This is a genomic window from Solibacillus sp. (assembly GCF_040273735.1).
Taxonomy (GTDB): Bacteria; Bacillota; Bacilli; order Bacillales_A; family Planococcaceae; genus Solibacillus.
This window is the reverse complement of the sequence record NZ_JBELZM010000002.1, coordinates 237618-262087: the sequence shown is the minus strand read 5'-3', so window position 1 is coordinate 262087 and position 24470 is coordinate 237618. Positions and strand designations below refer to the sequence as shown.

24 protein-coding genes, 1 other RNA gene, 1 pseudogene and 2 other annotated features are annotated in these 24470 nt (G+C 38.9%); of the genes and pseudogenes, 6 read left to right on the top strand and 20 right to left on the bottom strand.

Annotated features, from left to right (window positions below; genetic code table 11):
- Positions 1 to 102 precede the first annotated feature (102 nt).
- The 3 genes from ABS917_RS03445 to rpmG all read right to left on the bottom strand — a co-directional run bounded on the left by ABS917_RS03445 (position 103) and on the right by rpmG (position 1178).
- Positions 103 to 303 carry a YqgQ family protein gene (locus ABS917_RS03445; RefSeq protein ID WP_350477683.1) on the bottom strand — a complete coding sequence of 67 codons (201 nt, stop codon included), beginning with the start codon at positions 301 to 303 and terminating at the stop codon, positions 103 to 105.
- A 17-nt stretch (positions 304 to 320) separates the two neighbouring features.
- On the bottom strand, positions 321 to 884 hold the full coding sequence (locus ABS917_RS03440) for a 5-formyltetrahydrofolate cyclo-ligase (protein ID WP_350477682.1): 564 nt from the start codon (positions 882 to 884) through the stop codon (positions 321 to 323).
- Between the two features lie 144 nt (positions 885 to 1028).
- On the bottom strand, positions 1029 to 1178 hold the full coding sequence (gene rpmG / locus ABS917_RS03435; protein ID WP_008408521.1) for a 50S ribosomal protein L33: 150 nt from the start codon (positions 1176 to 1178) through the stop codon (positions 1029 to 1031).
- Between the two features lie 220 nt (positions 1179 to 1398).
- Between rpmG and ABS917_RS03430 the strand changes: the two genes are divergently transcribed.
- The 3 genes and pseudogenes from ABS917_RS03430 to ABS917_RS03420 all read left to right on the top strand — a co-directional run bounded on the left by ABS917_RS03430 (position 1399) and on the right by ABS917_RS03420 (position 3639).
- Positions 1399 to 1863 carry a hypothetical protein gene (locus ABS917_RS03430; RefSeq protein ID WP_350477681.1) on the top strand — a complete coding sequence of 155 codons (465 nt, stop codon included), beginning with the start codon at positions 1399 to 1401 and terminating at the stop codon, positions 1861 to 1863.
- Positions 1860 to 2348, top strand: a complete 489-nt coding sequence (locus tag ABS917_RS03425) for a hypothetical protein (RefSeq protein ID WP_350477680.1) — start codon at positions 1860 to 1862, stop codon at positions 2346 to 2348. The genes ABS917_RS03430 and ABS917_RS03425 overlap by 4 nt, the downstream gene beginning before the upstream one ends.
- An 86-nt stretch (positions 2349 to 2434) precedes the next feature.
- Positions 2435 to 3639: pseudogene (locus tag ABS917_RS03420) on the top strand (MFS transporter).
- A gap of 19 nt (positions 3640 to 3658) precedes the next feature.
- Here ABS917_RS03420 and ABS917_RS03415 read toward each other — a convergent pair.
- The gene (locus ABS917_RS03415) at positions 3659 to 4510 is read right to left on the bottom strand and encodes a DegV family protein (protein WP_350477679.1); all 852 of its coding nucleotides are present in this window, start codon (positions 4508 to 4510) and stop codon (positions 3659 to 3661) included.
- A 239-nt stretch (positions 4511 to 4749) separates the two neighbouring features.
- Here ABS917_RS03415 and ABS917_RS03410 point away from each other — a divergent pair, with 239 nt between their 5' ends.
- Positions 4750 to 5220 carry a glutathione peroxidase gene (locus ABS917_RS03410; RefSeq protein WP_350477678.1) on the top strand — a complete coding sequence of 157 codons (471 nt, stop codon included), beginning with the start codon at positions 4750 to 4752 and terminating at the stop codon, positions 5218 to 5220.
- 284 nt (positions 5221 to 5504) lie between these two features.
- Here the strand turns inward: ABS917_RS03410 and ABS917_RS03405 are convergent, their stop codons facing one another.
- The 9 genes from ABS917_RS03405 to cymR all read right to left on the bottom strand — a co-directional run bounded on the left by ABS917_RS03405 (position 5505) and on the right by cymR (position 13801).
- On the bottom strand, positions 5505 to 5876 hold the full coding sequence (locus ABS917_RS03405) for a DUF5071 domain-containing protein (protein ID WP_350477677.1): 372 nt from the start codon (positions 5874 to 5876) through the stop codon (positions 5505 to 5507).
- Positions 5860 to 6453 (bottom strand): anthranilate synthase component II, encoded by a 594-nt coding sequence (locus tag ABS917_RS03400; RefSeq protein ID WP_350477676.1) that lies wholly within the window; start codon positions 6451 to 6453, stop codon positions 5860 to 5862. Before ABS917_RS03400 ends, ABS917_RS03405 begins: the two co-directional genes overlap by 17 nt.
- On the bottom strand, positions 6450 to 7838 hold the full coding sequence (gene trpE / locus ABS917_RS03395; RefSeq protein WP_350477675.1) for an anthranilate synthase component I: 1389 nt from the start codon (positions 7836 to 7838) through the stop codon (positions 6450 to 6452). Before trpE ends, ABS917_RS03400 begins: the two co-directional genes overlap by 4 nt.
- A 53-nt stretch (positions 7839 to 7891) precedes the next feature.
- Positions 7892 to 8099, bottom strand: a binding site (T-box leader).
- Between the two features lie 50 nt (positions 8100 to 8149).
- Positions 8150 to 9517: a hypothetical protein gene (locus ABS917_RS03390; RefSeq protein ID WP_350477674.1), complete on the bottom strand. Its 1368-nt coding sequence runs from the start codon at positions 9515 to 9517 to the stop codon at positions 8150 to 8152.
- The gene (locus tag ABS917_RS03385; protein ID WP_350477673.1) at positions 9514 to 10155 is read right to left on the bottom strand and encodes an ATPase; all 642 of its coding nucleotides are present in this window, start codon (positions 10153 to 10155) and stop codon (positions 9514 to 9516) included. Before ABS917_RS03385 ends, ABS917_RS03390 begins: the two co-directional genes overlap by 4 nt.
- A gap of 154 nt (positions 10156 to 10309) precedes the next feature.
- A complete protein-coding gene (locus tag ABS917_RS03380) occupies positions 10310 to 10975 on the bottom strand; it encodes a tetratricopeptide repeat protein (RefSeq protein ID WP_350477672.1) in 666 nt (221 codons plus the stop codon).
- Between the two features lie 57 nt (positions 10976 to 11032).
- Positions 11033 to 12151 (bottom strand): tRNA 2-thiouridine(34) synthase MnmA, encoded by a 1119-nt coding sequence (gene mnmA, locus ABS917_RS03375; protein ID WP_350477671.1) that lies wholly within the window; start codon positions 12149 to 12151, stop codon positions 11033 to 11035.
- A gap of 59 nt (positions 12152 to 12210) precedes the next feature.
- The gene (locus tag ABS917_RS03370; RefSeq protein ID WP_350477670.1) at positions 12211 to 13356 is read right to left on the bottom strand and encodes a cysteine desulfurase family protein; all 1146 of its coding nucleotides are present in this window, start codon (positions 13354 to 13356) and stop codon (positions 12211 to 12213) included.
- Between the two features lie 25 nt (positions 13357 to 13381).
- Positions 13382 to 13801: a cysteine metabolism transcriptional regulator CymR gene (cymR, locus tag ABS917_RS03365; RefSeq protein WP_008408540.1), complete on the bottom strand. Its 420-nt coding sequence runs from the start codon at positions 13799 to 13801 to the stop codon at positions 13382 to 13384.
- Positions 13802 to 13933: 132 nt separating this feature from the next.
- On the opposite strand from cymR, the gene ABS917_RS03360 reads away from it, so the two are divergent.
- On the top strand, positions 13934 to 15214 hold the full coding sequence (locus ABS917_RS03360) for a replication-associated recombination protein A (protein WP_350477669.1): 1281 nt from the start codon (positions 13934 to 13936) through the stop codon (positions 15212 to 15214).
- Between the two features lie 64 nt (positions 15215 to 15278).
- Here ABS917_RS03360 and ABS917_RS03355 read toward each other — a convergent pair whose 3' ends face one another.
- The 6 genes from ABS917_RS03355 to hisS all read right to left on the bottom strand — a co-directional run bounded on the left by ABS917_RS03355 (position 15279) and on the right by hisS (position 21008).
- Positions 15279 to 15773: a GTPase gene (locus tag ABS917_RS03355; RefSeq protein ID WP_350477668.1), complete on the bottom strand. Its 495-nt coding sequence runs from the start codon at positions 15771 to 15773 to the stop codon at positions 15279 to 15281.
- 145 nt (positions 15774 to 15918) lie between these two features.
- A complete protein-coding gene (locus ABS917_RS03350; RefSeq protein WP_350477667.1) occupies positions 15919 to 16323 on the bottom strand; it encodes an aminopeptidase in 405 nt (134 codons plus the stop codon).
- A 319-nt stretch (positions 16324 to 16642) separates the two neighbouring features.
- Complete coding sequence (locus ABS917_RS03345; RefSeq protein WP_079527771.1) at positions 16643 to 17404, bottom strand: tRNA threonylcarbamoyladenosine dehydratase; 762 nt, start codon at positions 17402 to 17404, stop codon at positions 16643 to 16645.
- A 192-nt stretch (positions 17405 to 17596) separates the two neighbouring features.
- Positions 17597 to 17794, bottom strand: a non-coding RNA gene (gene ssrS, locus ABS917_RS03340) — 6S RNA.
- Positions 17795 to 17952: 158 nt separating this feature from the next.
- Positions 17953 to 19725 carry an aspartate--tRNA ligase gene (gene aspS / locus ABS917_RS03335; RefSeq protein ID WP_350477666.1) on the bottom strand — a complete coding sequence of 591 codons (1773 nt, stop codon included), beginning with the start codon at positions 19723 to 19725 and terminating at the stop codon, positions 17953 to 17955.
- A 14-nt stretch (positions 19726 to 19739) separates the two neighbouring features.
- Positions 19740 to 21008 (bottom strand): histidine--tRNA ligase, encoded by a 1269-nt coding sequence (gene hisS / locus ABS917_RS03330; protein WP_350477665.1) that lies wholly within the window; start codon positions 21006 to 21008, stop codon positions 19740 to 19742.
- Between the two features lie 86 nt (positions 21009 to 21094).
- Positions 21095 to 21330: a binding site (T-box leader), on the bottom strand.
- Positions 21331 to 21485: 155 nt separating this feature from the next.
- On the opposite strand from hisS, the gene ABS917_RS03325 reads away from it, so the two are divergent.
- Positions 21486 to 23090, top strand: a complete 1605-nt coding sequence (locus ABS917_RS03325; protein ID WP_350477664.1) for an N-acetylmuramoyl-L-alanine amidase family protein — start codon at positions 21486 to 21488, stop codon at positions 23088 to 23090.
- A 72-nt stretch (positions 23091 to 23162) separates the two neighbouring features.
- Here ABS917_RS03325 and ABS917_RS03320 read toward each other — a convergent pair whose 3' ends face one another.
- Positions 23163 to 24362, bottom strand: coding sequence for an iron-containing alcohol dehydrogenase (locus ABS917_RS03320; RefSeq protein ID WP_350477663.1), 1200 nt, complete (start codon positions 24360 to 24362; stop codon positions 23163 to 23165).
- Between the last annotated feature and the right edge of the window lie 108 nt (positions 24363 to 24470).

Here is a 24470-nt window from a genome sequence, read left to right as displayed (position 1 = left end):
CTCCCGCTGTTTCACTCAGGATATGTGCATCAAAAAGTTTAAAACCCCTAAGTAAACAGTCATTTCTTTATACAATCCATACTATTATACGTTAAATACCAGTTATTTTCCAGACTTAAGCCTTTGCTCTTCCTGACGCAGGATTAACAAGGCCATCTGAAAATCTTTCGTATCAATAAATTTCGATTTATATAATTCCTTAATTTCGTCTTCCATTAAGTATAAATCTCCAATACGGTCCTTTGTATAAATGTAAATGCCGTATTGTTTTAAGATGTCAAGCACATCCAACATTGACTTCATTCTTGTTCCTCCACCAATTATTCGCAGATTATGCGATTTTTGTCTGTAACTAGTATATGTACCGGAAGATCATGTGATTCTCTCGGTATTTCGTTTAACAACTGCTCCTCAAATGCCAAGGACATCCGCATTCCATTAAACCCAACTAAATAGCGGTCATAGTAACCCCCACCAAATCCAATGCGGTATCCGTGATGATCAAAAACAACCCCCGGCACGATCATTACATCAATTCGTTCTTTTTCGACCAGTTCCGTTCTTTCTCGTATCGGTTCTAATATATTTTGATATGCTCGTTCGGTTTCATCAAAACTGTTAATTTTGTAAAACTGCATCGAGCGATCTTTCGGATTACATTTCGGAACTGCAACATATTTATTTAATTTCCATAATTCTTCAATAATAAACGTCGTATCCACTTCCGGCCGATTTGATAAAGTAATTGCTATAATATTTGCTTTTTGAATAGAAGGTTCCTGTAATAATTGCTGAGCGATTTCCAATGAACGTTCATGATATTCCTGATCTGTCATATTGGACAACTTTTCCTGCACTTTTATACGATAGTCTCTTTTCTCCAAACAAATCCCTACTTTCAATAAATCTGTTTTAAGTTAAATTTTACTATCATAAATCAAAATTCATTGAATCATCATAGTAAAATTCAATAGGATACCAAGTAAAAAGCCAAAACCAACGAGTGGTTTTGGCTAAATGAGCGATTATTACTTTGTTTCACGGTGAAGAGTGTACTTCTTCTCGCGAGAGCAATATTTTTTAAGTTCAAGACGCTCTGGATTGTTACGCTTGTTCTTTTTTGAAATGTAGTTACGTTCGCCGCAGTCTGTGCAAGCTAAAGTAATGTTTACGCGCATCATTAACCCTCCCACTCTAAATTAAGAATAAATTTATTTGAGCATGATTTATACGACTTACCTATTATAACACACTGTTTTAAAAAATCTAGTATGATTTCTTAATAAGTTTTACTATGTTAAAATAAAGGAAATCTGCAGTAAGAAAACAATTACCTACTTCAATTGCAAGTTTACTGTCAAAACACTAACAAAGATAAAAAGAAATGGAGGACTTCATATGGGACTTTCTTCAATATTAATGATTGCTGGAATGGCTGTCATTATTATATCCCTCTTGTTTAAAGATAAATCAGCAAAGGTTGAAAGAGATGTCGAAGATTTATCGATCAATATTTATCAAGAAACGAATGCTTTAAAACGACGCATAAAAGCATTGGAAGAGGAACTGCTTGTAGAACCAAACTTTCAAGTTCGTAAACCTTCTTCTGTCCAACAAAATTCAGAACAGCAAGCTGCCTTTTCATCTTTCCAACAAGTAGCAGCCCAAGTAAAAGCGGCTCAAAGCTATGGAACGGCTTCTAAGGCAACTCCGCAAAAAAGCGCGAAACCGATTAACGGTATTTTAGTTAGCCAGGTGCTCGCTCTCAATAGTCAAGGCCTGACAATTGAGGAAATTAGTAAACTTTCAACATTATCTCATGCTCAAATTCAATCGATTATAGCAAATGGAGGTCAACAATGAAATCATCGTTGCGAGCATTTGGTATCGGTCTTTTTGTGGCAGGTGCGAGCATGGCATTGTTCGACCAGTTACCTTCTGATTCCAGCCAGAAAGATAACGCCGCTTACGAAAAGCAATTAGAAGACTATAAAAAACAAATCGCTGAACTGACAAAACAGTTAAACAAGCAAAACCCGGGTTCCGCCAATTCTAAAAAAGCGGACGAGCAAACAACTAGTACAACGGAAGAGAAAACAGCTTCTACAAAGGAAGAAAACAAATCAGACGTTGTGGAAGCGACCATTTATATTTATGAAAATGTTTCTATTTATACAATCGGACAGCAAGCGGAAGACTTAGGTATTGTCACTAGCGGCCGAGAGCTGGAACTTTATTTGTCCAAACCGGAATTTGCGCGTTCTATTCAAAAAGGTGCATTTGATCTCCGCTCCGATATGACAGTTGAAGAAATTGCCCAAGTGCTAACAGGGCAACCAGCCGAATAATTGCAATTTTAAATTATAGATAGAAGCAAGCAGGTCTTCTTCCGAACTATCGGATATTCATAAGTTTTCAAGATTGAAGGGATTACATGGACAATATGAAAAAAGGAACAAAAGCTTTTAAAATGACGAATTTCGCGTTATTTGCTGCAGGTTTTATCACCTTTGCCAACCTTTATATTACGCAGCCACTAATGCCTCAGTTTTCAAATGATTATAACGTCTCTCCTGCCATAGCCAGTTTATCGTTATCTGCTGCTACGTCCGTTTTGGCATTTAGCCTGCTACTGTTCGGTTCATTGTCGGAAGCTTGGGGCGAAAAAAATTGATGACCGCTTCAATATTTGCTGCTTCCGTTTTAACACTCGCACTAGCGTTTGCTCCTAATTTTGAAACGATTCTCGCATTGCGTATCATTCAAGGGTTTGTATTTGCCGGTGTTCCTGCCATAGCGATGGCTTATTTAGGAGAAGAAATGGAACCTGCAAGCTTAGGTATGGCAATGGGTCTTTACATAAGTGGAAATGCGATCGGCGGATTATCGGGCCGTATCATAATCGGCACGATGAGTGATTTGTTCAGCTGGCAAATCGGAATGATTGTACTCGGAATTTTAAGCATTATTATCAGTTGTTACTTTGTATGGGCATTACCAGAATCCAAACATTTCACACCACGTCCATTACAATTCCGATTACTGACTAAAACACTTTTCCAGCATTTAAAAGATAGACGGCTTGTTCTATTATTCGGAATTGGATTTACTTTAATGGGCAGCTTTGTAACAATGTATAATTATATCGGCTTCAAACTGGTTGAATCTCCCTATAATTTAAGCATGACATTTGTGAGTTGGCTATTTGTTGTTTATTTAGTAGGGACTTGGAGCTCTACATGGTTCGGAAGCTTGTCTGATCATTATGGCCGGCAAAATGTTCTATACAGCGGAATTGTCATTATGCTCTTAGGTGCAGTTCTTACTTTCCCTGTAAGTTTGCCTTTAAAAATAAGCGGACTAATTATTTTTACTTTTGGCTTTTTCGGTGCGCATTCCATTGCAAGCGGCTGGGTCAGTCATTTAGCCAAAGTCGATAAAGCCCAGGCTTCCTCATTATATTTGTTCGCCTATTATATGGGGTCAAGTATCGGAGGAACTCTCGGCGGTATCTTTTGGATGCAGTACGGTTGGACTGGCGTTGTCCTTTTCATCGGCTCGGCACTCGTAATAACATTTATTTTAGCTGGCTTTATTCAATACTTTCAATGTAAATACGAAAAAATGCAGAGCGCCTAGGAAGAGGCCCTGCATTTTTTTATTCCCGCACCCAAGTCAAACCTAATGTTCCTTCTCCCGCATGGACACCTACACAGGCAGAAAGTGGTGTTGGGGTAAATTGAATTGACGGAAAGTCCTTCAATAATTCTTTTTTCCACTCGATAGCCCCTGCTTCATTATTACAGTGAATAATAGCAACTTCTTTTACGGGTGACTTTAAAATAGCTTGCTCAAGTTTTTCAATGACGGCTTTTTTGGCACGATTATCAGCACGTACTTTTTTCGCCACCTCAACGCCGCCTTCTTTATTGTATTCAATCACTAGTTTAATATTGAGCAAGTTGCTGAGGAACATCGCCATTCCTGAAACACGTCCGCTTTTATGCAATTGCTCCAAGCTTGCAGGGATAAAAGCAAGTTCTGACTTGCCACGCATTGCTTCTATTTTCTCTACGATTGTTTCCGGGGCATGTCCTTGTTTTTCAAGCTCAATTCCGAGTGCCAGCATGACTTGCATTGGATATGAACCAATTTTCGCATCAATAACATAACTTTTGAAACCCGCCTGTTCTGCAGCCATTGGAGCACTTAGTACAGTACCCGAAAGTTGCTCTGAAGTATGAATCGCAATGGCACAGTCATAGCCCTGATCTTTTAATTTTTCGTATAAAGCTACATGCTCTCCGAATGCAGGCTGAGATGTTTTCGGATGCATTTTTGAATTTCTTAATTTATTGTAAAATTCATCGTGCGTCATGTCCACTGTTTCACGAAGTGCGCCCTCTTCAAAAACGATGTTCAATGCAAGCACATGAATTGAGTGTTCTTTAATAAAACTTTCTGGTAATAATGCTGCAGTATCTGTTATCCATGCAATCTTTTTCTTCATTATAAAACTCCTTGATGTTAAAATTTTATGTCTCACAAAAATGTAAGCGTAATCATAGTAACGGCACAGTGACACATGTCATATTCGAATGGATAAGTTCTATGGCCGACATTATTTCGACAAGATTCGAGTTTTATTTTCATTTTTAACGGATACCGTTTATTTTACTTCTGGGCTTTTTTTCCGTACGATAATAGTACAAAACAATTATATTAGTAGTTTCGAGGAGGAACGAAAGCATGAATATTTATGATATTCCTGTTAAGACAGAAAAAGGCGAGCAATATGATTTAGACCGCTACAAAGGCCAAGTAATGATGATTGTCAATACGGCAAGCAAGTGCGGTTTTACAAATCAGTTTACACAGTTGGAAGAACTATACGATAAATATAAAGAGGAAGGATTTGTCGTACTCGGTTTCCCTTCTGATCAATTTAAACAGGAGTTGTCTTCCGGTGAGGAAGCTGCCGAGTTCTGCCGCCTGGATTACGGTGTAACGTTTCCTATGCACGAAATGGTGAAAGTGAATGGTTCAGAAGCGCATCCTCTATTTAAACATTTATCTTCTGAAGCTAAAGGTCTTTTAGGACAGTCGGTTAAGTGGAATTTCACGAAGTTTTTAGTCGACCGTGATGGTAATGTCATTAAACGTTATGCCCCTCAGGATTCTCCAACAAAAGCAGAAAATGATATTGCAAAACTGCTTTAAAGTTCACTTGTACAATAGAATAAAGCAGCCGCATTGATTTCGGCTGCTTTTTTTAAAACAAGAACTCCTCTTCCTCTGCTAGTTCCAAATACAATGGCATAACTACAAAAAACATAGTGAGTACATAAAGCGGTACAAATAATCACTGTATGTATCAATTAGTTTATCAATTTCCACTAGCCGCCCTCCTTTCACCCTTATAGACGCAAGCAAAGTTATTTTGGACGCATTTCTTCTAAATTTTATAAAAAAACGCCTAACCAATTTATGATTAGGCGAATCTATTATGGCTGAAAACTTATTAAGGTTTCTTGAGCAGCTTCAATATTATCTTCATTGAATGGTGTTTTCTCCAGTATGGCAATTTGTTCGATAGCATCTGCCAATACGAGCTTCGAATAAAACGGCAGCTTCGGTACAATCGAAACGAGACACCAGTAAATCCACATGTCATCGTCCCCGCGTAGGACTTCATCAACAAGTGGCGTAAGCTCATTCGGATAATGAAGCAGAAGCTCAACCATTGGCTCTGCGACAGGCCAGTTCATATCCTGTACCCACTCAAGCAGCTTCGGCAGTAAAGGAACGACCGCTTCTGCATCCGTACTTTTCAGATTTTCCACCGCTGCAATGTCATGTTTATCTTTCGGTATCATGCAAAACCTCCACCTTTTTTAAAAACTCACTAATCATGGATGTACCGAGTTCTGTTCCGATAGACTCAGGATGAAACTGCAGCCCATATACAGGATATTGGGCATGTTGAATAGCCATAATTTCCCCATCATCTGCACTTGTAGCGATAACTCGAAAATCATTATGCAATGTTTGCCTTTCAATAATAAGCGAATGGTAGCGCATCACTTCAACTTTTCCTTCGAATTGTGCAAACAAACCTGTTTTTTCATATTGAAGCATGCTTGTTTTCCCATGCATAATATTTTTTGCACGGCTCACAGTTGCACCGAACGCTTCACCAATCGATTGATGGCCAAGGCAGATTCCCAATATCGGAATCTCTTTGTATAGCTGGCCGATCATTTCAATGACAATACCTGCGTCTTTCGGTTCCCCGGGTCCTGGTGAAATAACAATCGCTTTCGGCTGCAATGTGCGGATTTCCTCAACCATCATCGCATCATTTCGGACAATTTTTACGTCTTCCCCAAACTGTGCGATTTGGTGATACAGATTATACGTAAATGAATCATAATTATCGATAAGTAAAATCATTTGCGCACCTCCAGCAATGCTTTTGCTTTATTTAATGTTTCTTCATATTCCATTTCAGGTACTGAATCATAAACAATCCCTGCACCTGCCTGAACATACGCTTTCTCATCTTTGATTATCATTGTGCGAATCGCAAGGGCTAAATCCATATCCCCTGATGCCGATAAATAACCAATCGCTCCTGCATAAATTCCGCGCTTTCTCTGTTCCAGCTCATTTATAATTTGCATCGCACGAATTTTCGGCGCACCCGATACCGTTCCGGCTGGCAGGCTTGATGCTATTACATCGACTAGGTGGGCGTCATCCCGTAACTTTCCTGTAACTTCCGAAACAATATGCATTACATGTTTATATTTTTCGATTTCCATATATTTTGTAACAGCTACTGTTCCGATTTGCGCAACACGTCCAATATCATTACGTCCTAAATCTACAAGCATTTTATGCTCGGCAGTTTCCTTTTCGTCTTGCAGCAATGCATTCGCAATCGCTTCATCTTCCTTTGCATTCTGTCCACGAGGCTTCGTTCCGGCAATCGGATTTGTAGTTACAAGCCCTTTTTGAACTTTCACAAGACTTTCCGGTGATGTGCCAAGTACCGTATAGTCCCCAAATTCCATAAAAAACATATACGGCGAAGCATTTGACGTCCGTAATTTCCTGTAAAGCGTCAAAGGGTTTTCAAGGTAATCAGCTTCAAACGTTTGGGACAAAACAACTTGGAAAATGTCCCCATTCCGTATATGCCGCTTTGCAGTTTCAACCATTTCAATAAAGTCCTCTTTTTTAATAGTCGGTGCGAACTGTACGTCGATGTCTGGTGTATGCTTATATGATAAAGATGACATCATCATCTGTTCGATATCATCCACTTTTTGCTGCATCAATTCTATCGTATGACCCGCCTGAAACAGATCCGTTGCCACGATCGATACTTGCTGTAACAGATGATCGATTACGATAAACGTTTCGTAAAAATATACATGAACATCCGGCATATTGTATACATCGCCTACAATTTCCCCGATTTGTTCAAAATGATATGCTGTTTCATAGCCAAAATAACCGATTGCCCCACCAAAAAAGGCAAACGGAGCGTCTTCCTTTTGAATTGGCAATAGCTCTTTCAGCAAAGTTAATACCGGTTTCTGTTCTGTCGTCAGTTCCTGATTATGGATAGAATAAGAACTGGATTCCGCATTTCCTTTCAGCTCACCGACCGGATTAAAGGCGATGAAGGAATAGCGCCCGTTTTGCTTAAATTTTGCATTGGATTCGAATAATACTTTTTTCGTTCCAACGATTGATTCAAAAATTGAAATTGGCGTATAAGTATCACCATTTACCTGTTTCATTACAAATTTGTCTGTCTTTACTGCCATGCTCATCTCTCCTCAGCTTTTCTTTTCGTGGACACAAAAAGGCCCTTTCGCTTTTAAAGGACGAAAGAGCCGTGGTGCCACCTTTATTGACTAAATACAATTCATTTAGTCCACTCAAAACTCGTAACGTGAGTGCTACGGCACAGCATTTCCTCTGTGCAGCTAGAAAGTCCATTCATAAAGTACGTTTACTGACTTCCACCAACCGTCAGCTCTCTAAAAAACGCCGCTTTACTACTCTTTTTTCATCATAGCTTTTACTATACTTGCTATTGTATCGTTTCAGTCCTAATTTTACAAACTATTTTAAATTAACTGTAAATGTATAGTTGCCCGTTTGATTTTGCATAATATAGACTTGCGTCGGCAAAGGCTACTAATTGTTCATATGATATTTCCTCTTTTTTCAATTGGTCTGAATGGATAAATCCAAAATGAATCGGGATTTCTACGACTCCTGATGTCGAATGAACAGCAGTAGTTCGAAGCTTCTCCTCCAGCTTCATTAACAACTTGAAAAAGTCACTTTCGGAAATATTTTTTATAAACGCTTCTCCTGCATTTTTCGATAATACATTAACCTTTGCCTCATACTCGAAAATATTCGAATAAATCGATTCAAATAATGTAAATAATAACTGCTCAGTAAATAAGGTGCCGAACAGCTCTTCAATTTTATCTGGGATAAAGCACCAGTGAATACAGTAAATCGCCTCATTGTTCGTTAGCGCATGTTCTACAAACTCGATGGTGCTCTCTTTCGAAACGACATGCGGGAATTTAACTGTAAGCGCGGTCGTTTCCTCTTCGAAAAAAAAGTCCGCATGTATGTTATGTACTTTGCGTACACTGATCGGCTCACTTTTATACTTTTCAATCAGATGCTGCAATTCCTTTTTATAACGAAACTGCCCGATTAGTCCAAAACGTTGAAGGTATCTTTCAAGTACGGACAATAATACATAATTCTGTTGGTTTTCCAATAGAATAAACGCCTGTTCAAACATTTCCAAGCTTTCATTCCCATAGCCAGCCCTATAGTTTAATATCGCTTCCGCAAACAGTATATTCCCGGCATAATAAGGGTATTTGCCATCCAGATACTGCATGATATCGTGCTTTATCTGGTTAAATTCCATGTCACAATTCGTTGAAGCATAATAATAGAGCGCTCCTAAATAACCTCTAACGATTGTTGCATTGACAGCAGGAATTTTCTGTTTATAATACTTCGCCAACTTTATAGCGATATGAGCATTTTCCAGTTCATTTTTGTAACGGTACTGTGCTGCCAGATTGCAATAATTAATAATTATAAGCTCATCGTTTTGCAAAAGATGCGCATATTTAAGCGATTTTTTTGCTGCTTCTATCGATTCATCATGATGTTTTGTAAAGATATGTTCAAGACTGAACAAATAGTAATAAACCATCTTATTTTCATCTTTGCCATATGTTAAACAAAGCTTTTCATAATCATCCATGACCGCATGAAAGTTTTGATAGCTCCCTATTTCAAAATATGTTGATGCCAAATATTCATAGCATAGGAGTGCTTCTTCATACCTTTTTTCCTCAAGTGTGATCGGTAATGTAATCGTGCTGAACTGGATCACTTCCATATATCGCATTTCATTGAAGAGATTTCGCAAATGTTCAATCTGGTTTGAAATTTTCATGTCACTCGCCCACCCCAGTCATTGATTAATCCAAATACAGCTTCATAAATCTCACTTGCTTCAGCAATTGCTTGTTCATAGTCGTGAAGGAGATCCTGTTCGAATTCTATCAACTGCTCCTGCAATTCTTTTAATATAGTACTTTGCAATATAGCCAGCTTTTGCGGATAATTTTCAACTTCAATATATTTCGAATCATAATAAGGTCTTAAACTTTTACTACTGAAGCCTTTCAAAGCCTGAAAATCTGCCGCCACTTCCTCATTATCTGCTAATTTTTGCACGAGAAACTGCTCCTGCTTTAAATAAATATAAATTGCACAAATGAACGCCAGCTTCTCGTTTTCTAATAAAGCAAGCTGAATATAGCGTCTTATTTGAAAGGTTTTAATTGTATCCAATAAAAATTTTCGAATTGGATAAATCATCGTATTTTCCGGATTGGAAATACGATCGATTTCTTCAGTAGACAATAAATACCAAATATCAAATATGATGACTGAACGTTGGTAGGACTCCTCACTGAATGGAAGTATTAATGTGAATAAATTAAGTTCATCGATCAACTGCTGAAATTGGTACATTGTCTCATCAGAAATTAAAAACATACAATCTGCTTTATCTATTTTAGCGTGCATGTTACATATCTCACCTCAAATAATTGTCAGTTTCATCCATCATATCATAAACTTACTGTTCTGAAGTATTTCATTTTAATATCATTTTAATATAAAAAAAGTGATGGTTGAAACAATCTCTTTCCAACACATCACTTTATATTTTTTTATTAAATTAATTCGAACGTTGGCAAATCATATCATATAAATACTTCGCCTGATCAAACTCAGGCTGCAGTGTATAGGCTTGTTTCAAATGATATTTTGCTTTATCGGTATCTGATGTAGCTACAGCGTATAGTACACCTAAATTATAATGTGCATCCGCATTATTCCAGTCTTCCTCAATAACGTACTCCAGCTCTGGCTTTGCAAAATCGAACATCTCCAGAGAGCAAAGCAAAATGCCATATGCTAGACGAATTTGCAGATCTTTTGGGGCAAGCTCCGCAGCACGTTGCATAAATGGCAGGGCCAACTTGAATTGCTGTTCGCGTTCAAATGATTTTGCCAGCATGTAATAGGCATCTGCCCCTTCAATTCCGTAATCGATAGATTTTTGATATAATTTTGCGGCTTCTGTATAGCGTTCAGCTTCATAATATAAATTTGCTAATCCGTAATACGCTGTAGCAGCTTTTTCATCAACTGTGATCGCCTTTTGGAAGAAGCGTTCAGCACGTTCGATATCCCCCATCGCAGCTAGCAAAGTACCGAAGTTTACATAACCGATCGCATCATTCGGCTGTGCTTCAATTGCCTGTGTGAAAGCTTGTGCAGCTTCTTCATAACGCTTTTCCTGAAATGCTTTAATCCCAATTTCATTATAGTTTGTATCCATTCTTTCACCTCTATAAATATGTATAGACGCTCATTTTAAATGAACGTCTATCGTCTATTACCCTACATATGTTAACTTTTCGCTATTTTTAAATACGCCATCGATTGTACCGCCACCTAGGCACTCTTCGCCATCATACAGAACAACAGCTTGTCCTGGTGTAATCGCTCGAACCGGCTCGGCAAATTCAATATATGCTGTACCGTCTTCACGCATTGTTACTGTTACCGGTGAGTCTTCCTGACGATAGCGGAATTTAGCCGTGCACTTAAATGTGCCCGTTTTCGCTTCCCCAGTAAAGCTCATCTTTACTGCAGTCAACGCATCGGAATACAATGCATCATGATGGAAGCCTTGGCCAACATATAATACATTGCGTGTTAAATCTTTACCTACAACAAACCAAGGTTCACCGTCGCCTCCGATTCCCAGGCCGTGACGTTGCCCTAATGTATAGTACATTAAACCGTCGTGTGTACCTTTTACTTCACCGTCAAATGTTTCCATATTGCCTGGCTGTGCAGGAAGGTACTGGCTTAAAAATTCTTTGAAATTACGTTCACCGATGAAACAGATTCCTGTTGAATCTTTTTTCTTCGCTGTAGCCAAACCTGCTTCTTCCGCAATTTTACGAACTTCAGGCTTCGGTAAATGTCCGATTGGGAACATGACCTTTTCCAGTTGTTCTGAAGTTAACTGATTCAAGAAATACGTTTGATCTTTATTATTATCAATGCCCCGAAGCATTTTCACACCGTTTTCGTCATGTGCTACACGTGCATAGTGGCCTGTCGCTAAATAATCCGCGCCAAGTGCCAGTGCGTGCTCCAAGAAGGCTTTAAATTTAATTTCTTTATTACACATGACATCAGGATTCGGTGTACGGCCTGCTTTATATTCTTCCAGGAAGTACGTAAATACTTTGTCCCAATATTGTTTTTCAAAGTTGACCGCATAATATGGAATGCCGATTTGGTTGCATACTGCGATTACATCATCATAATCTTCTGTCGCTGTACATACACCAAATTCATCTGTGTCATCCCAGTTTTTCATGAAAATACCGATTACATCATAGCCTTGCTGTTTCAATAGATACGCGGCTACTGATGAATCTACTCCTCCACTCATTCCAATAACTACTCGAATTTGGGATGGATCTCTTGTTTCTACCATTTACTATTCACCTTTTCTTAGACAAATCGCGTAAAAGGCGCGAAGTCTTTCTTATAAATTTACGAAGTTAGTCGTTTCACAATTTCAGCAGTACGCTTCCCTGCTTCCCGCACTAACTCATCTGTTAATCCTAACCCAAAACTGAAACGAATGGAACTACGAAGCTCAGGCGCGTTCTGTCCATACATGGCAACAAGTACATGGGACGGGTCAATCGAACCTGCCGTACAAGCAGAACCGCTTGATACGAGTACTCCTGTCATATCCAAATTGATTAAAAATGATTCAACATCCGTTCCGGGGAAAGTGACATTCAATACATGCGGTAAAACGCTCTTTTGATGTCCATTCAGATGAAAATCAATATCCGCATGCTGGAACTGTTCGATTAGAATATTTTTGAAACCGTTGTACTTCTCTATACGCTGTAGTGCAGATTGTTCTGCTAACTCGGCAGCTTTTGCAAACGCAATTATCGCCGGGACATTTTCCGTTCCTGCACGGCGTTTTTTCTCCTGGGAGCCGCCATATAGGATATTTGTTAATTTGACTCCTGTTTTTGCATATAAAAAGCCAATTCCTTTAGGACCGTTTATTTTATGGGCAGAAACACTCAGCAAATCAACATGAAGTGCTTCTACATCCATTTTTTCTAGTCCGAATGCTTGGACAGCATCTGTATGGAATGTAGCGGTATGGTCTTTTAAGATAGCTCCAATTTCTGCTATAGGCTGGATTGTACCGACTTCATTGTTACCATACATTATTGTAACCAAAATGGTATCATCACGTAGGGCCTCTTTCACCTGTTCAGCGCGGATTCGCCCTGTTTTGTCAACGGGTAAATACGTCACCATGAAACCTTCTTTTTCAAGCTTTTCACAAGCATGTAAAACGGCATGGTGTTCAATTGCTGTTGTAATAATATGTTTTCCTTCTTTTTGGCGCGCATACGCTGTTCCAAAAATCGCCATATTATCGGCTTCTGTTCCACCGCTTGTAAAAATAATTTCAGAGGGCTTCGCATTTACTTTTGCTGCCAAACTAGCCCGTGAGTCATCCAGTGCTTTACGTGCACTGCGTCCAACTGTGTGAATACTTGATGCATTACCGCTTTCCTCGACCATTGCACGTGCCATTACTTCAATTACTTCCGGTGCAATGGGGGAAGTTGCTGCATGATCAAGATAAATTGTATTTTTCAAAACAAACTAACTCCTTTAAATAACACTAAATGTAAAACATATAGCCGTCAGATACTTCATTATTCGTATATTTTGCCAAATCGTCAATCGTCGTTGTATCCAACACATTTTTTACTGCATCGCGAATACGCATCCATAATTCACGCTGTGGTGCTTCTTCATTTTCAATTCCTTCAACCGGCTGAATCGGCCCTTCCAATACTCGGATGACATCAGCTGCAGAAATTTCATTTGGCTTATGTGCCAACATATAACCGCCATATGCGCCACGGACACTTTTTACTAGGCCTGCATTTCGTAGTGGTGACACTAACTGTTCTAAATACGCTTCAGATAAATCTTTATCCGCAGCAATTTGTCGCAACGGAATCGGTCCTTCACCATAATGCTTTGCCAATTCAATCATAATCGTTAAACCGTAACGTCCTTTAGTCGATATTTTCATCGTTACACCTCTTATTTTCTAGTCCTTTAATATTATTCATTATAACACAACTCCTTTTAAACCACTCGGAAATCCTTTATGATTATTAACAAAACCATTTTATTCAACAGAAAAGAAAAGGAGCGAAATATTATGCAAAATGAACCGCTCGCCTATAAAATGAGACCTCGTACAATTCGCGAAGTTGTTGGTCAGCAGCATATTATTGGACCGGCAACACCATTGTTTAAAATGATTGAAAAAGGACATGTACCTTCGATATTGCTGTACGGGCCTCCCGGGGTAGGAAAAACATCAATTGCAAATGCGATTGCCGGCAGTTCAAAACTTCCTTTCTTTGCATTAAACGCCACACATGCCGGAAAGAAAGATATTGAACAAATCGTGATGGATGCACGAATGAGCGGTAAAGTCCTGTTGTTTTTAGATGAAATCCACCGTTTTAACAAACTCCAGCAGGATACATTGCTGCCGCATGTAGAAAACGGTTCAATCGTCTTAATCGGGGCAACTACGGAAAACCCTTTCCATGATGTAAACCCTGCCATCCGTTCACGCTGCGGGGAAATATTACAATTAGAACGCTTAACAGGCGCTGATATTGTCCAGTTGCTCAATCAGGCATTGTCAGATAAAGAAAGGGGACTTGGACATTTAGCTATTGATATTACAGAACAGCAAACCGAAAAAATTGCGAATGCCTCAAATGGCGATGCCCGTAAAGCATTAACCCTTTTGGAATCGGTTTATTATGCTTCAGATGAAAAAGACGGGGTAACTATTATTAATGATAATGCGATTGATGCCCTTGCAAAAAGGATCGGGATTTTTGGGGATAAAGGAGGCTCCCATTTCTATAACTTATTGTCGGCTCTTCAAAAGTCGGTACGTGGCAGTGATCCAAATGCTGCACTGTATTATTTGGCTCATTTACTCGAAAATGGGGACTTAGTTGCGGTGTGTCGAAGACTTCTCGTCATGGCATATGAAGATATCGGACTTGCAAATCCTAGTGTCGGGGCACATGTGCAGGCAGCAACTGAAGCAGCCGTGAAACTCGGGTTGCCGGAAGCGCGCATCCCCCTGTCAACCGCTGTCGTTGAAATGTGTTTATCGGACAAATCGAATTCAGCCTATAAAGCTTTGGATGCCGCGATTGCAGCAATTCATGAAGGGAAAACCGGGGATATTCCGAATCATCTAAAGGATGCCCATTATGCTGGCGCGGCAACACTCGGTCATGTCGGATATAAATACCCGCACGACTCTCCTATCGGAACATTCGGCGGCTGGGTACAACAGCAATATTTACCGGATGAACTTGCAGGAACCGAATTTTACAAGCCCGTCATTGCAGGTGAAGAAAAAAGAATGGCCGCCATATATGAAAAGCTGAAATCTTTTAAAAAATAAACGTCATTTATAAAATACACAAAAAGAGTCATTTTCACATTAATGAAAATGACTCTTTTATAATTCACTTTTCGTATGACTCGGCAAATTGCTTAAACGCTTTAATACATTGTTCCACATTGTCGGCAACTGTCAGCTTAACTTCTTCATCATTTAACTGATGAATACTCTTTTGAATTTCCGAAAGCAATTCTTCATTACTTTCAATATGCGCGTTTGGGATACAGCTCGCACTTAATTCATATAGCTTGATCACATGTGAACGTGCATCCACTTCATCTTCTGCTATTAAATTTGCATGCGCTAAACCTGTAAAGTATAAAAGCTTTGAAGCAATATCCATATAAAGTGTCCAATAAGTAGTGCTTGATGGTAATTCCCCGTTATTTTTCGCGATGTAATCATTAAAATTATTCGCTACTTTATGCAATAATTCATCAAGTTGCTCAAAAGCTTTCGACCAATTTGGTTTCGTATCGATATTTTCAAAAACGATTGTATCCATTTTCAACTGCAGACTCGGCAAATTCAATAAATCATTTTTCATTTCAATTGTCATTCTATCGTTCCTCCTTGCATCCCCATGCATATTATCAATACGATATTAACTATAGCAAAAAAAAGGAATTTTTCTGCAAAAACGAAAAAATCATTAAAATCCTGCCATATTTTTGCCATAATTAATCTCTTAATAGAATATTATGTCATTTGCTATCCAAAGATTCATCTGTCAAACGAGAAAAGTATTTTTCGTATAATAACTTTTCGTTAGCAATATAACTGATATTATAAACCGCCATTACACCTTGTTTATAAATTTTTATTGACTGGCCTGAACTGTAAAAAACCCATTGAAACGATTCAATCCATCTATCTAATCTTTTTTCATCATTGCTCAAAAATAATTGTTTTTCTTTTATTACACCCGCCATTTTCCAGAAACCTTCACTTAGCTTGAAGTTTTTCGTTAAAAAATCATATTCAGGTTCGACAATATGATCTGTATCATAAATGTGGATTGTATTTAAATTGGCATCAATCGCAATTTCCACTGACCCGATCACATCATTTAAATTCAAGCCCCGGTACTCCATTTGCTGAATGACCATTTTTTTAAGCTTCCTTTCTTAAACATTTTTATTATTTTACCACAATAATAACAACCTAAATCAAAAAATGAATAACTATTCATAATGTTATAGCTTTCTTAGGAAATTTTTGTATAACTAAATAAAGTATGTAATTTATTGCGCAATATAGTGATTGATGGAATATTAATTTTTTGTTTAATCTCTTCCACAATAAAATTATAAATGAAAAAAACAGTTTAAATTAGTTTATATCGTATAGCAAATATCCAATAAAAAAGATGTGTAAAAAGGGTCCGAAAACCCCTTTACACATCCTTTTATTTAAAGAAGTCCTTGCTTACCCTTGAACGCGGTTAATTTGGACATCTTTTAAAATCGTATTAATTACCCAGCTTGCTGCAATTAAGCCAGCAACAGATGGTACGAATGCATTTGATGAAGGCGGTAATTGTGCTTTGCGAATTTCAGCTTCTGGTTTTCCTACATATTGTGCAACATCAGGACGCACAACAATTGGAGATTCATCTGAAAATACAACAGTTACACCTTTTTTAATGCCTTCTTTACGAAGCTTTGTACGAATTACTTTTGCCAGTGGATCTGTATGCGTTTTTGAAATGTCAGCAATTTGGAAACGTGTAGGGTCCATTTTATTGGCAGCACCCATGCTTGAAATAATTGGAATGTTACGTTTTAAACATTCTTTCATAATATGGATTTTGTACATCACTGTATCGGATGCATCGATTACATAATCGATTCCTTGCGCAAAAAATTGTTCATATGTTTCTTCTGTATAAAACATATGCATATCAATTACTTCACACTCCGGGTTAATATCTGCGATGCGTTCTTTCATAACAGCAGATTTCGATTTTCCGACTGTTGATAAATAGGCAACTAATTGACGATTAACATTCGTTATATCCACATTATCTTTATCTACTAATATGATACGGCCAATCCCGCTGCGTGCACATGCTTCCGCTGCAAACGAGCCTACACCGCCTACACCTAAAATTGCAACCGTCGTTTCTTTAAGCTTTTCTAACCCTTCTGTTCCAATAGCTAATTCGTTTCGTGAAAATTGATGTAACATCTAATTTTACCCCTCAATCTTTATCATTCTACTAGGCATTATATCGACATCAATTACGAGATGCAAGCAACAATATAATGACAGAAAGTAGCATTTCCGATAATTTTGCTTCGTGAATGCTTCAATCCCGGTTTTGAACGCAAAATAAAAATACTCTTCTACATGAAAGCAGAAGAGTAAAATTAGAAATTGACGAATCCCAAATATGCCGTCTTGCTACAACATCGTTTTGATCCCGCGTCTATAGCAAGGGGGTGCACTAATCGCAGCGTTAAACTTCCCGCTCCAAATGGGGCATGTTTGCTTCTACGGTAATAGTAGCTCCCAACGATTTATTGTTCGGTCAAAAGTGTCTAGTAACAAATATAGCGACGAACACTTCAGGATTCGTATTAAGGATATATTAACACCAATATTCTGATTATTCAATCGAAAACATTCTATTCTTATAAATTATTAAAATTGAACTAACTTATTAGAAATATATGGTACCATTTTACTTTTTAAGAAAAGGTACTTCTTCCCGAGAGAAGAAATACCTTCACTTTTTATTTTTTTGCTGTTGCTGCGATACGTAAGCTTAACTCTTCAAGCTGTGCATCTGAAACTTGTGATGGTGCATCTGTCAATAAACAGCTTGCAGTTGCCGTTTTCGGGAATGCAATTGTATCACGTAAGTTTGTGCGACCAGCAAGAAGCATTACTAATCGGTCAAGACCCATTGCTAAACCACCATGTGGAGGAACGCCGTAGTCAAATGCTTCCAGTAGGAAACCGAATTGTGCACGCGCTTCTTCTTCACTGAATCCTAGCAGTTCAAACATTTTCGCTTGTAAATCCGGCTCATAAATACGCAGTGATCCGCCGCCAAGCTCATAACCGTTTAATACGATATCATAGGCTTGAGCACGAACTTCTTTAGGGTTTGTATTCATTAACTCTAAATCTTCATCGAATGGACGAGTGAATGGATGGTGAGCCGCATAATAACGACCTTCCGCCTCATCGTATTCGAATAATGGCCAATCAACAATCCATAAGAATTCGAATTTCGACTCATCGATTAAGCCTAATTCTTTTCCTAATTTTAAACGTAATGCGCCTAGAGCGTCTGCGACTACAGAAGATTTGTCTGCAACGAATAATAATAAGTCACCCGCTTGTGCTTCTGTTGCATGGATAATTCCGTCTGCAGATTCTCCTTCAAAGAACTTCGCGATTGGACCATTCAAGCCTTCTTCCGTCACTTTTAACCAAGCTAAACCTTTTGCTCCGTATCGGCCGGCAAATTCGCCTAATGCATCAATATCTTTCCGAGAATAGTTTGCTGCAGCGCCTTTCACATTGATCGCCTTCACTTCGCCACCATTTGCTACTGCATTTGCAAATACACCGAAAGCAGATTCTTTCACGATGTCTGAAAGCTGCTTTAATTCAAGCCCGAAACGTACATCTGGTTTATCTGAACCAAAACGGTCCATTGCTTCTTTATAGCTCATGCGCGGGAATGGTGTAACGACATCAATGCCTTTTACATCTTTCATAACTTGAGTAAGAAGACGCTCATTCATTTCGATAATTTCATCCATTGATAAGAATGAAGTTTCAATATCAACTTGTGTAAATTCCGGCTGACGGTCTGCACGTAAGTCCTCATCACGGAAGCATCGGGCGATTTGGAAGTACTTCTCAAAGCCACCTACCATTAGTAGCTGTTTAAACAGCTGTGGTGATTGCGGCAATGCATAAAATTCGCCGTCATGTACACGTGATGGAACTAAATAGTCACGCGCTCCTTCTGGTGTTGATTTCGTTAAAATTGGTGTTTCTACTTCCAGGAAGCCTTCGTTTTGTAAGAAATTACGGATTGTACGTGTTACATCAGAGCGCATTTTAAATGTGTCATACATTACAGGACGACGTAAATCTAAATAACGGTATTTCAAACGTAATTCTTCCGAAACTTCCACATTGTTATCGATTGCGAATGGAGGGTTTTTAGCTTCGTTAATAATAGTCAGTTCAGAAGCTGCCACTTCAATTTCGCCTGTTTTCATATTTTTATTTATTTGAGTAGCATCACGTAAAACAACCTTACCTTTTACTTCAATGACAAACTCATTACGAATTTTATTTGCAAGTTCTAAAGCGTCTTTCGCTTGATCACCGAAAACTACCTGTACGATGCCTTCACGGTCACGCATATCTACGAAAATTAATCCGCCTAAGTCACGACGTTTTTGTACCCAACCTTTTAATACGACTTCCTGTCCCGCTTCTGCAGCTGTTACTAAACCGCATGCATGTGTTCTTTGCGCCATTGTTATTCCTCCAACTATTTGTTTTCTAAAACGTATTGGACAAGCTGACCGAATTCAACTTTTGTCTGATCGCCTGTTTCCATTGTTTTGACGTTTACTGCTTGCTCTTCTAATTCTGACTCACCTAGTACAATGACAAATTTTGCATTAGCACGGTCGGCAGCTTTCATTTGCGCCTTCATTTTCCGGTCTAAATAATCCATATCTGCTGAAATGCCCTTTGCACGGAATGAACTTACAAGCTCCACCGCTTTTAGTTTTGCCTCTTCACCCATTGCTACAACATACATTTCCAGATTATTACCCGTTGCAAGCTCAATATTTTTTGCCTCCAGTGCTAATAATAACCGTTCAATGGATAGGGCAAATCCGATACCAGGTGATTCCGGTCCGCCAATATCTTCAACTAGACCATTATAGCGACCGCCACCGCAAAGTGTCGTAATTGAACCGAATCCATCACCAGTAATCATAATTTCAAACGCCGTATGGTTGTAGTAATCAAGCCCCCGTACTAAGTTAGGGTCCACTTCATAGGAAATGCCCAGCACATCCAAATATTGTTTTACTTTCGTGAAGTATTCCGCTGAAGAATCCGTTAAATAATTTGTTAGAGCCGGTGCAGTTGCCATCGCCGGGTGTTTCGCATCTACTTTACAATCTAAAATTCGTAAAGGATTTTTCTCCAGACGGCTTTGACAATCACTGCAAAGTTCTCCAACAACCGGAGTGAAATGCTCGATTAATGCAGTGCGGTGTGCATCACGAGTCTCTTTGTCACCTAATGAATTAATGACTAATTTTAAATCCGTCAAGCCAAGTGTTGTATACACATCCATTGCAAGTGCCATTACTTCTGCATCAATCGCAGGATCGGCTGAGCCGATAGCTTCTACACCAAACTGAACGAATTGGCGATAGCGGCCTGCCTGTTGACGTTCATAACGGAACATTGGGCCTGTGTAATAAAGTTTGACAGGCTGATCTGCCTGACCAAACATTTTATGCTCCACATATGCACGTACCGCTGAAGCTGTTCCTTCTGGACGTAATGTTAACGAACGATTTCCCTTGTCCGTAAATGTGTACATTTCTTTTTGGACGATATCCGTTGTATCGCCTACACCACGTTGAAATAGTTCTGTTGATTCAAACATTGGTGTGCGAATTTCGTTATAGCGATATTTATCACATAAATCTCGAATGACACGTTCTACATACTGCCATTTTTCGGATTGACCCGGTAAAATATCCTGTGTTCCTTTAGGTACTTTAAAATTCATAAAAAGCACTCCTCTCTTAGTTGACCAAACTGTTCGCGTGCTAATTAAGAAGAAAATAAAAAAAGCCCCCGCCCCTTGCAAAAACTGCAAGGGACGAAAGCTTGTATAATCTTCCGCGGTTCCACCCTAATTGATGTATGACTACATCCTCTCAAATTCGGATAACGGCCGATTCCGTCTTCCCCTACTAGAAAAAAATTTTTCGAGGAAACGCCTCTCAACTGTTGTTCACATGTTACATACTGCAGGAAAGATTACAGCCTAAGTCTCTCCCTCTCTTTTCAGCATTGGCAACCGCTACTTGTTTGGTCATTGGCAATGTTACTTTTGTTAAATTAACACTAATCTTAATGATGTCATGACAAGTTGTCAACCATTTTCAAAAAAACGCTATATTTTTTGTCATAAATACTTTTATAATATAGGGGTATATAGTGAAAGGGTCATTTAACTAAATTATATTAAAAGGAGGAAACTATGAAAAAAAATAAAATAATAATAGGTTTATCATTTTTATTATTATTCACGGCAATTGTTCCATATAATTTTTCCGCCCGTCCTGCTCATGCCAACGGGGAACCGTTATATGTAAACGCGGAAATTTTATATTTACGTGAAGGTCCAGGCCTTTCTTATCCGATACTTGAGACATTAAAAGAAGGAACTGAGATTATTTCGATTGAAAAACAAGGTGATTGGCACCATGTTCAAGTCGGACAACAAAAGGGCTGGGTTGCGGCATGGCTTGTGAAAACAGTAAATGGGCAATCAGACTCATCAACTGAAAAAACAGTCATTTCTCAGGTAAACTCTTTAAATGTTCGTGTAGCACCATCATTATCCGCTTCTGTGCAGACAAAAATTTCTTCCGGCGCGGAAAGTAAATTTTTAAAACAAGAACAGGATTGGATTCAGATTCAGTCCGGCGAAATAACAGGTTGGGTATTTGCTGAATATGTCACAGTGAAAGAAGCGAAGACGGAAACGCCGGCTCCTCCTTCTGATAATGGGCAACAGGAACAATCAAATGAACCAATACAACAAATTGACCCGAACACATTTACCGTTAACGTAAATGCTGTCAATATCCGAAAAAAACCTGATTTGACTTCCAAAAAATTAGGGCTTGCCACTGAAGGACAGCAATTTAAAGTAGTTAGCCGAGATCATAATTGGGTAGAGATTGAATATGAAAAAGGCAAAAAAGGTTGGGTATACAGTTTTTACGGAACGTTTACAAAACAATTGAAACAAAACCCTTCATCTGAAAAAGAAGAAACGAAAAACTTTGTTACGATTATTTATAATGGGACAAATTTAAGGGAATCCCCTTCGACTTCTTCAAATGTTGTTGTCATTGCAGATGCTGGTCATACATATCCGATAGTGGAAAGTGAAGGCGACTGGTTTAAAATCGCAGTAAATGATCGTCAAACCGCGTACGTCGCAAACTGGGTTGTAAGTGAAAATAATTCACAAGGAACTACATCTAAAAACAATATAAGTCAGGCAGCCGAACGTAAAAAAGGTACATTAAAGGGCTTAACAATCGTACTCGATGCCGGTCACGGAGGTAACGACCGTGGTACGACCGGTGTTCGTGGAACAGACGAAAAAGATATTAATATTATTACAGCAGAACTGCTCCGCTCCAAATTACAGTCAGCTGGTGCAAATGTTGTCATGACGCGTGAATCCGATATTTTTGTCGACCTGCGAAAGCGTGTTGCAGTGTCTCATCAGGCAGGCGCCGATGCTTTTATCAGTATTCATTATGACGCAAATGAAGATAGTTCAGTGAGCGGCTTTACGACCTATTATACGAATGGTTTTCAGCAAAAGCTCGCGGAATATGTTCATGAAGGATTGGCGTCAAAAGTTAATTTGAAGGATCGTGGACCACGCTTCGGCAACTATTTAGTACTACGCGAAAACCGTCAGAATGCTATATTACTTGAGCTTGGCTATTTAAGTAATCCTTCAGAAGAAAGGGCAATTACTACAGATTATTACCGGGAACAAGCAACGCTGGGCATTTATCAAGGGTTATTAAACTACTTTGACGACCAGCTTGAACAATAACATACAGCCAATCTTAAACCCCGATTTTCTTTAAAAGAAAATCGGGGTTTACTTTATAGATAGCCTCATCTTTTATTCCTGGATGATTTGGTATAAATAAAACATTTCCTCTTGATTTACAATGCGTGGTACCGGGTAAAGCGGGTTCGCTTCTTGTAATGCGCGCTCTACCATCAATGGCACATCACGGTTGATGATCCCTGTTATTTTGCGAGGAATTTCCATCTTGTTATTCAATTCTTCAATCGCTTCGATAAATAACTCTGCCTTTTTTTCATCACTATCTGTTATTTTTCCGATTCCAACTATTGTTGCAAGATCTGCTAACGGCTTAGCAGCGCTTTCCCCGTAGAATCGAAGTACATGCGGCAGAATCACCGCATTGGCAAAACCGTGAGGTACTTGATAAAATCCGCCGAGTGTATGGGCAATGGCATGAACATAACCAACATATGCCCGGGTAAATGCAAGACCTGCCAAATACGAGGCACGTTGCATTTCTGTTCTGGCTTTCATATCTGTCCCATCTTCATAGGCGCGTACTAAATACTTAAAAATAAGAATAACAGCCTCACGGGCATATTTCCTCGTCTCCTCAGTATTGCTTTTACCAATATAGGCTTCCACGGCATGTGTCAATGCATCCATTCCTGTTGTAGATGTAATATGCGGAGGCAAATTAATTGTTAATACCGGGTCCAATACAGCATAGTGCGGTACAAGTACCGGATCCATAATGGCGAATTTCTCATGTGTTTCACTATTTGATACGACGGCGGCAATCGTCCCTTCGCTTCCCGTACCTGCCGTTGTCGGGATCGCGAAAAACGGCGGCATTTCTTTTCTTACTTTAAATAAACCTTTTAAATCAGCCAGTGATTTTTCAGGGCGTGCAATTCTTGCTGCAACCGCCTTAGCACAATCCATCGGTGACCCTCCGCCAAATGCTATAATCCCATCACAATTATGTGCATAATACAGTTCCAGCGCTTCTTCAATATTTGTGAAAGTCGGGTTTGGAACCGTTTTATTATAAACAACAAATGTGATATTTTGCTCCTGTAACCCCTCTAGTAACGTATCCATAAGCCCCAGCTTGTTAATTCCATCATCTGTAATCACTAAAATCATATTTAAATCCAAACTTTTCACAAGGTCCGGCAATCTTTCAAGACTGTTTTCCCCTTGAAGTAATTCTGGCTTTCTCCAGTTCATGAGCTTCATACCGACACGCATTGAACTTTGGACGGTTCTGCAATAAGCTGTATACATCGAACACACTCCATTTCTCTCTATTTATGTATCCTTTCTTTAATTATTCCGCATCTTCTTATAAAATTCCTTGTCTATAACAAAATTCGACCAATTAAAAAACGAACC

Coding starts and splice junctions, on each gene's coding strand:
- ABS917_RS03445 (WP_350477683.1), bottom strand. CDS start 303: ATGAAGTCAATGTTGGATGTGCTTGACATCTTAAAACAATACGGCATT.
- rpmG (WP_008408521.1), bottom strand. CDS start 1,178: ATGCGCGTAAACATTACTTTAGCTTGCACAGACTGCGGCGAACGTAAC.
- ABS917_RS03430 (WP_350477681.1), top strand. CDS start 1,399: ATGGGACTTTCTTCAATATTAATGATTGCTGGAATGGCTGTCATTATT.
- ABS917_RS03425 (WP_350477680.1), top strand. CDS start 1,860: ATGAAATCATCGTTGCGAGCATTTGGTATCGGTCTTTTTGTGGCAGGT.
- ABS917_RS03415 (WP_350477679.1), bottom strand. CDS start 4,510: ATGAAGAAAAAGATTGCATGGATAACAGATACTGCAGCATTATTACCA.
- ABS917_RS03410 (WP_350477678.1), top strand. CDS start 4,750: ATGAATATTTATGATATTCCTGTTAAGACAGAAAAAGGCGAGCAATAT.
- ABS917_RS03405 (WP_350477677.1), bottom strand. CDS start 5,876: ATGATACCGAAAGATAAACATGACATTGCAGCGGTGGAAAATCTGAAA.
- ABS917_RS03400 (WP_350477676.1), bottom strand. CDS start 6,453: ATGATTTTACTTATCGATAATTATGATTCATTTACGTATAATCTGTAT.
- trpE (WP_350477675.1), bottom strand. CDS start 7,838: ATGGCAGTAAAGACAGACAAATTTGTAATGAAACAGGTAAATGGTGAT.
- ABS917_RS03390 (WP_350477674.1), bottom strand. CDS start 9,517: ATGAAAATTTCAAACCAGATTGAACATTTGCGAAATCTCTTCAATGAA.
- ABS917_RS03385 (WP_350477673.1), bottom strand. CDS start 10,155: ATGCACGCTAAAATAGATAAAGCAGATTGTATGTTTTTAATTTCTGAT.
- ABS917_RS03380 (WP_350477672.1), bottom strand. CDS start 10,975: ATGGATACAAACTATAATGAAATTGGGATTAAAGCATTTCAGGAAAAG.
- mnmA (WP_350477671.1), bottom strand. CDS start 12,151: ATGGTAGAAACAAGAGATCCATCCCAAATTCGAGTAGTTATTGGAATG.
- cymR (WP_008408540.1), bottom strand. CDS start 13,801: ATGAAAATATCGACTAAAGGACGTTACGGTTTAACGATTATGATTGAA.
- ABS917_RS03360 (WP_350477669.1), top strand. CDS start 13,934: ATGCAAAATGAACCGCTCGCCTATAAAATGAGACCTCGTACAATTCGC.
- ABS917_RS03355 (WP_350477668.1), bottom strand. CDS start 15,773: ATGACAATTGAAATGAAAAATGATTTATTGAATTTGCCGAGTCTGCAG.
- ABS917_RS03350 (WP_350477667.1), bottom strand. CDS start 16,323: ATGGTCATTCAGCAAATGGAGTACCGGGGCTTGAATTTAAATGATGTG.
- ABS917_RS03345 (WP_079527771.1), bottom strand. CDS start 17,404: ATGTTACATCAATTTTCACGAAACGAATTAGCTATTGGAACAGAAGGG.
- aspS (WP_350477666.1), bottom strand. CDS start 19,725: ATGGCGCAAAGAACACATGCATGCGGTTTAGTAACAGCTGCAGAAGCG.
- hisS (WP_350477665.1), bottom strand. CDS start 21,008: ATGAATTTTAAAGTACCTAAAGGAACACAGGATATTTTACCGGGTCAA.
- ABS917_RS03325 (WP_350477664.1), top strand. CDS start 21,486: ATGAAAAAAAATAAAATAATAATAGGTTTATCATTTTTATTATTATTC.
- ABS917_RS03320 (WP_350477663.1), bottom strand. CDS start 24,362: ATGTATACAGCTTATTGCAGAACCGTCCAAAGTTCAATGCGTGTCGGT.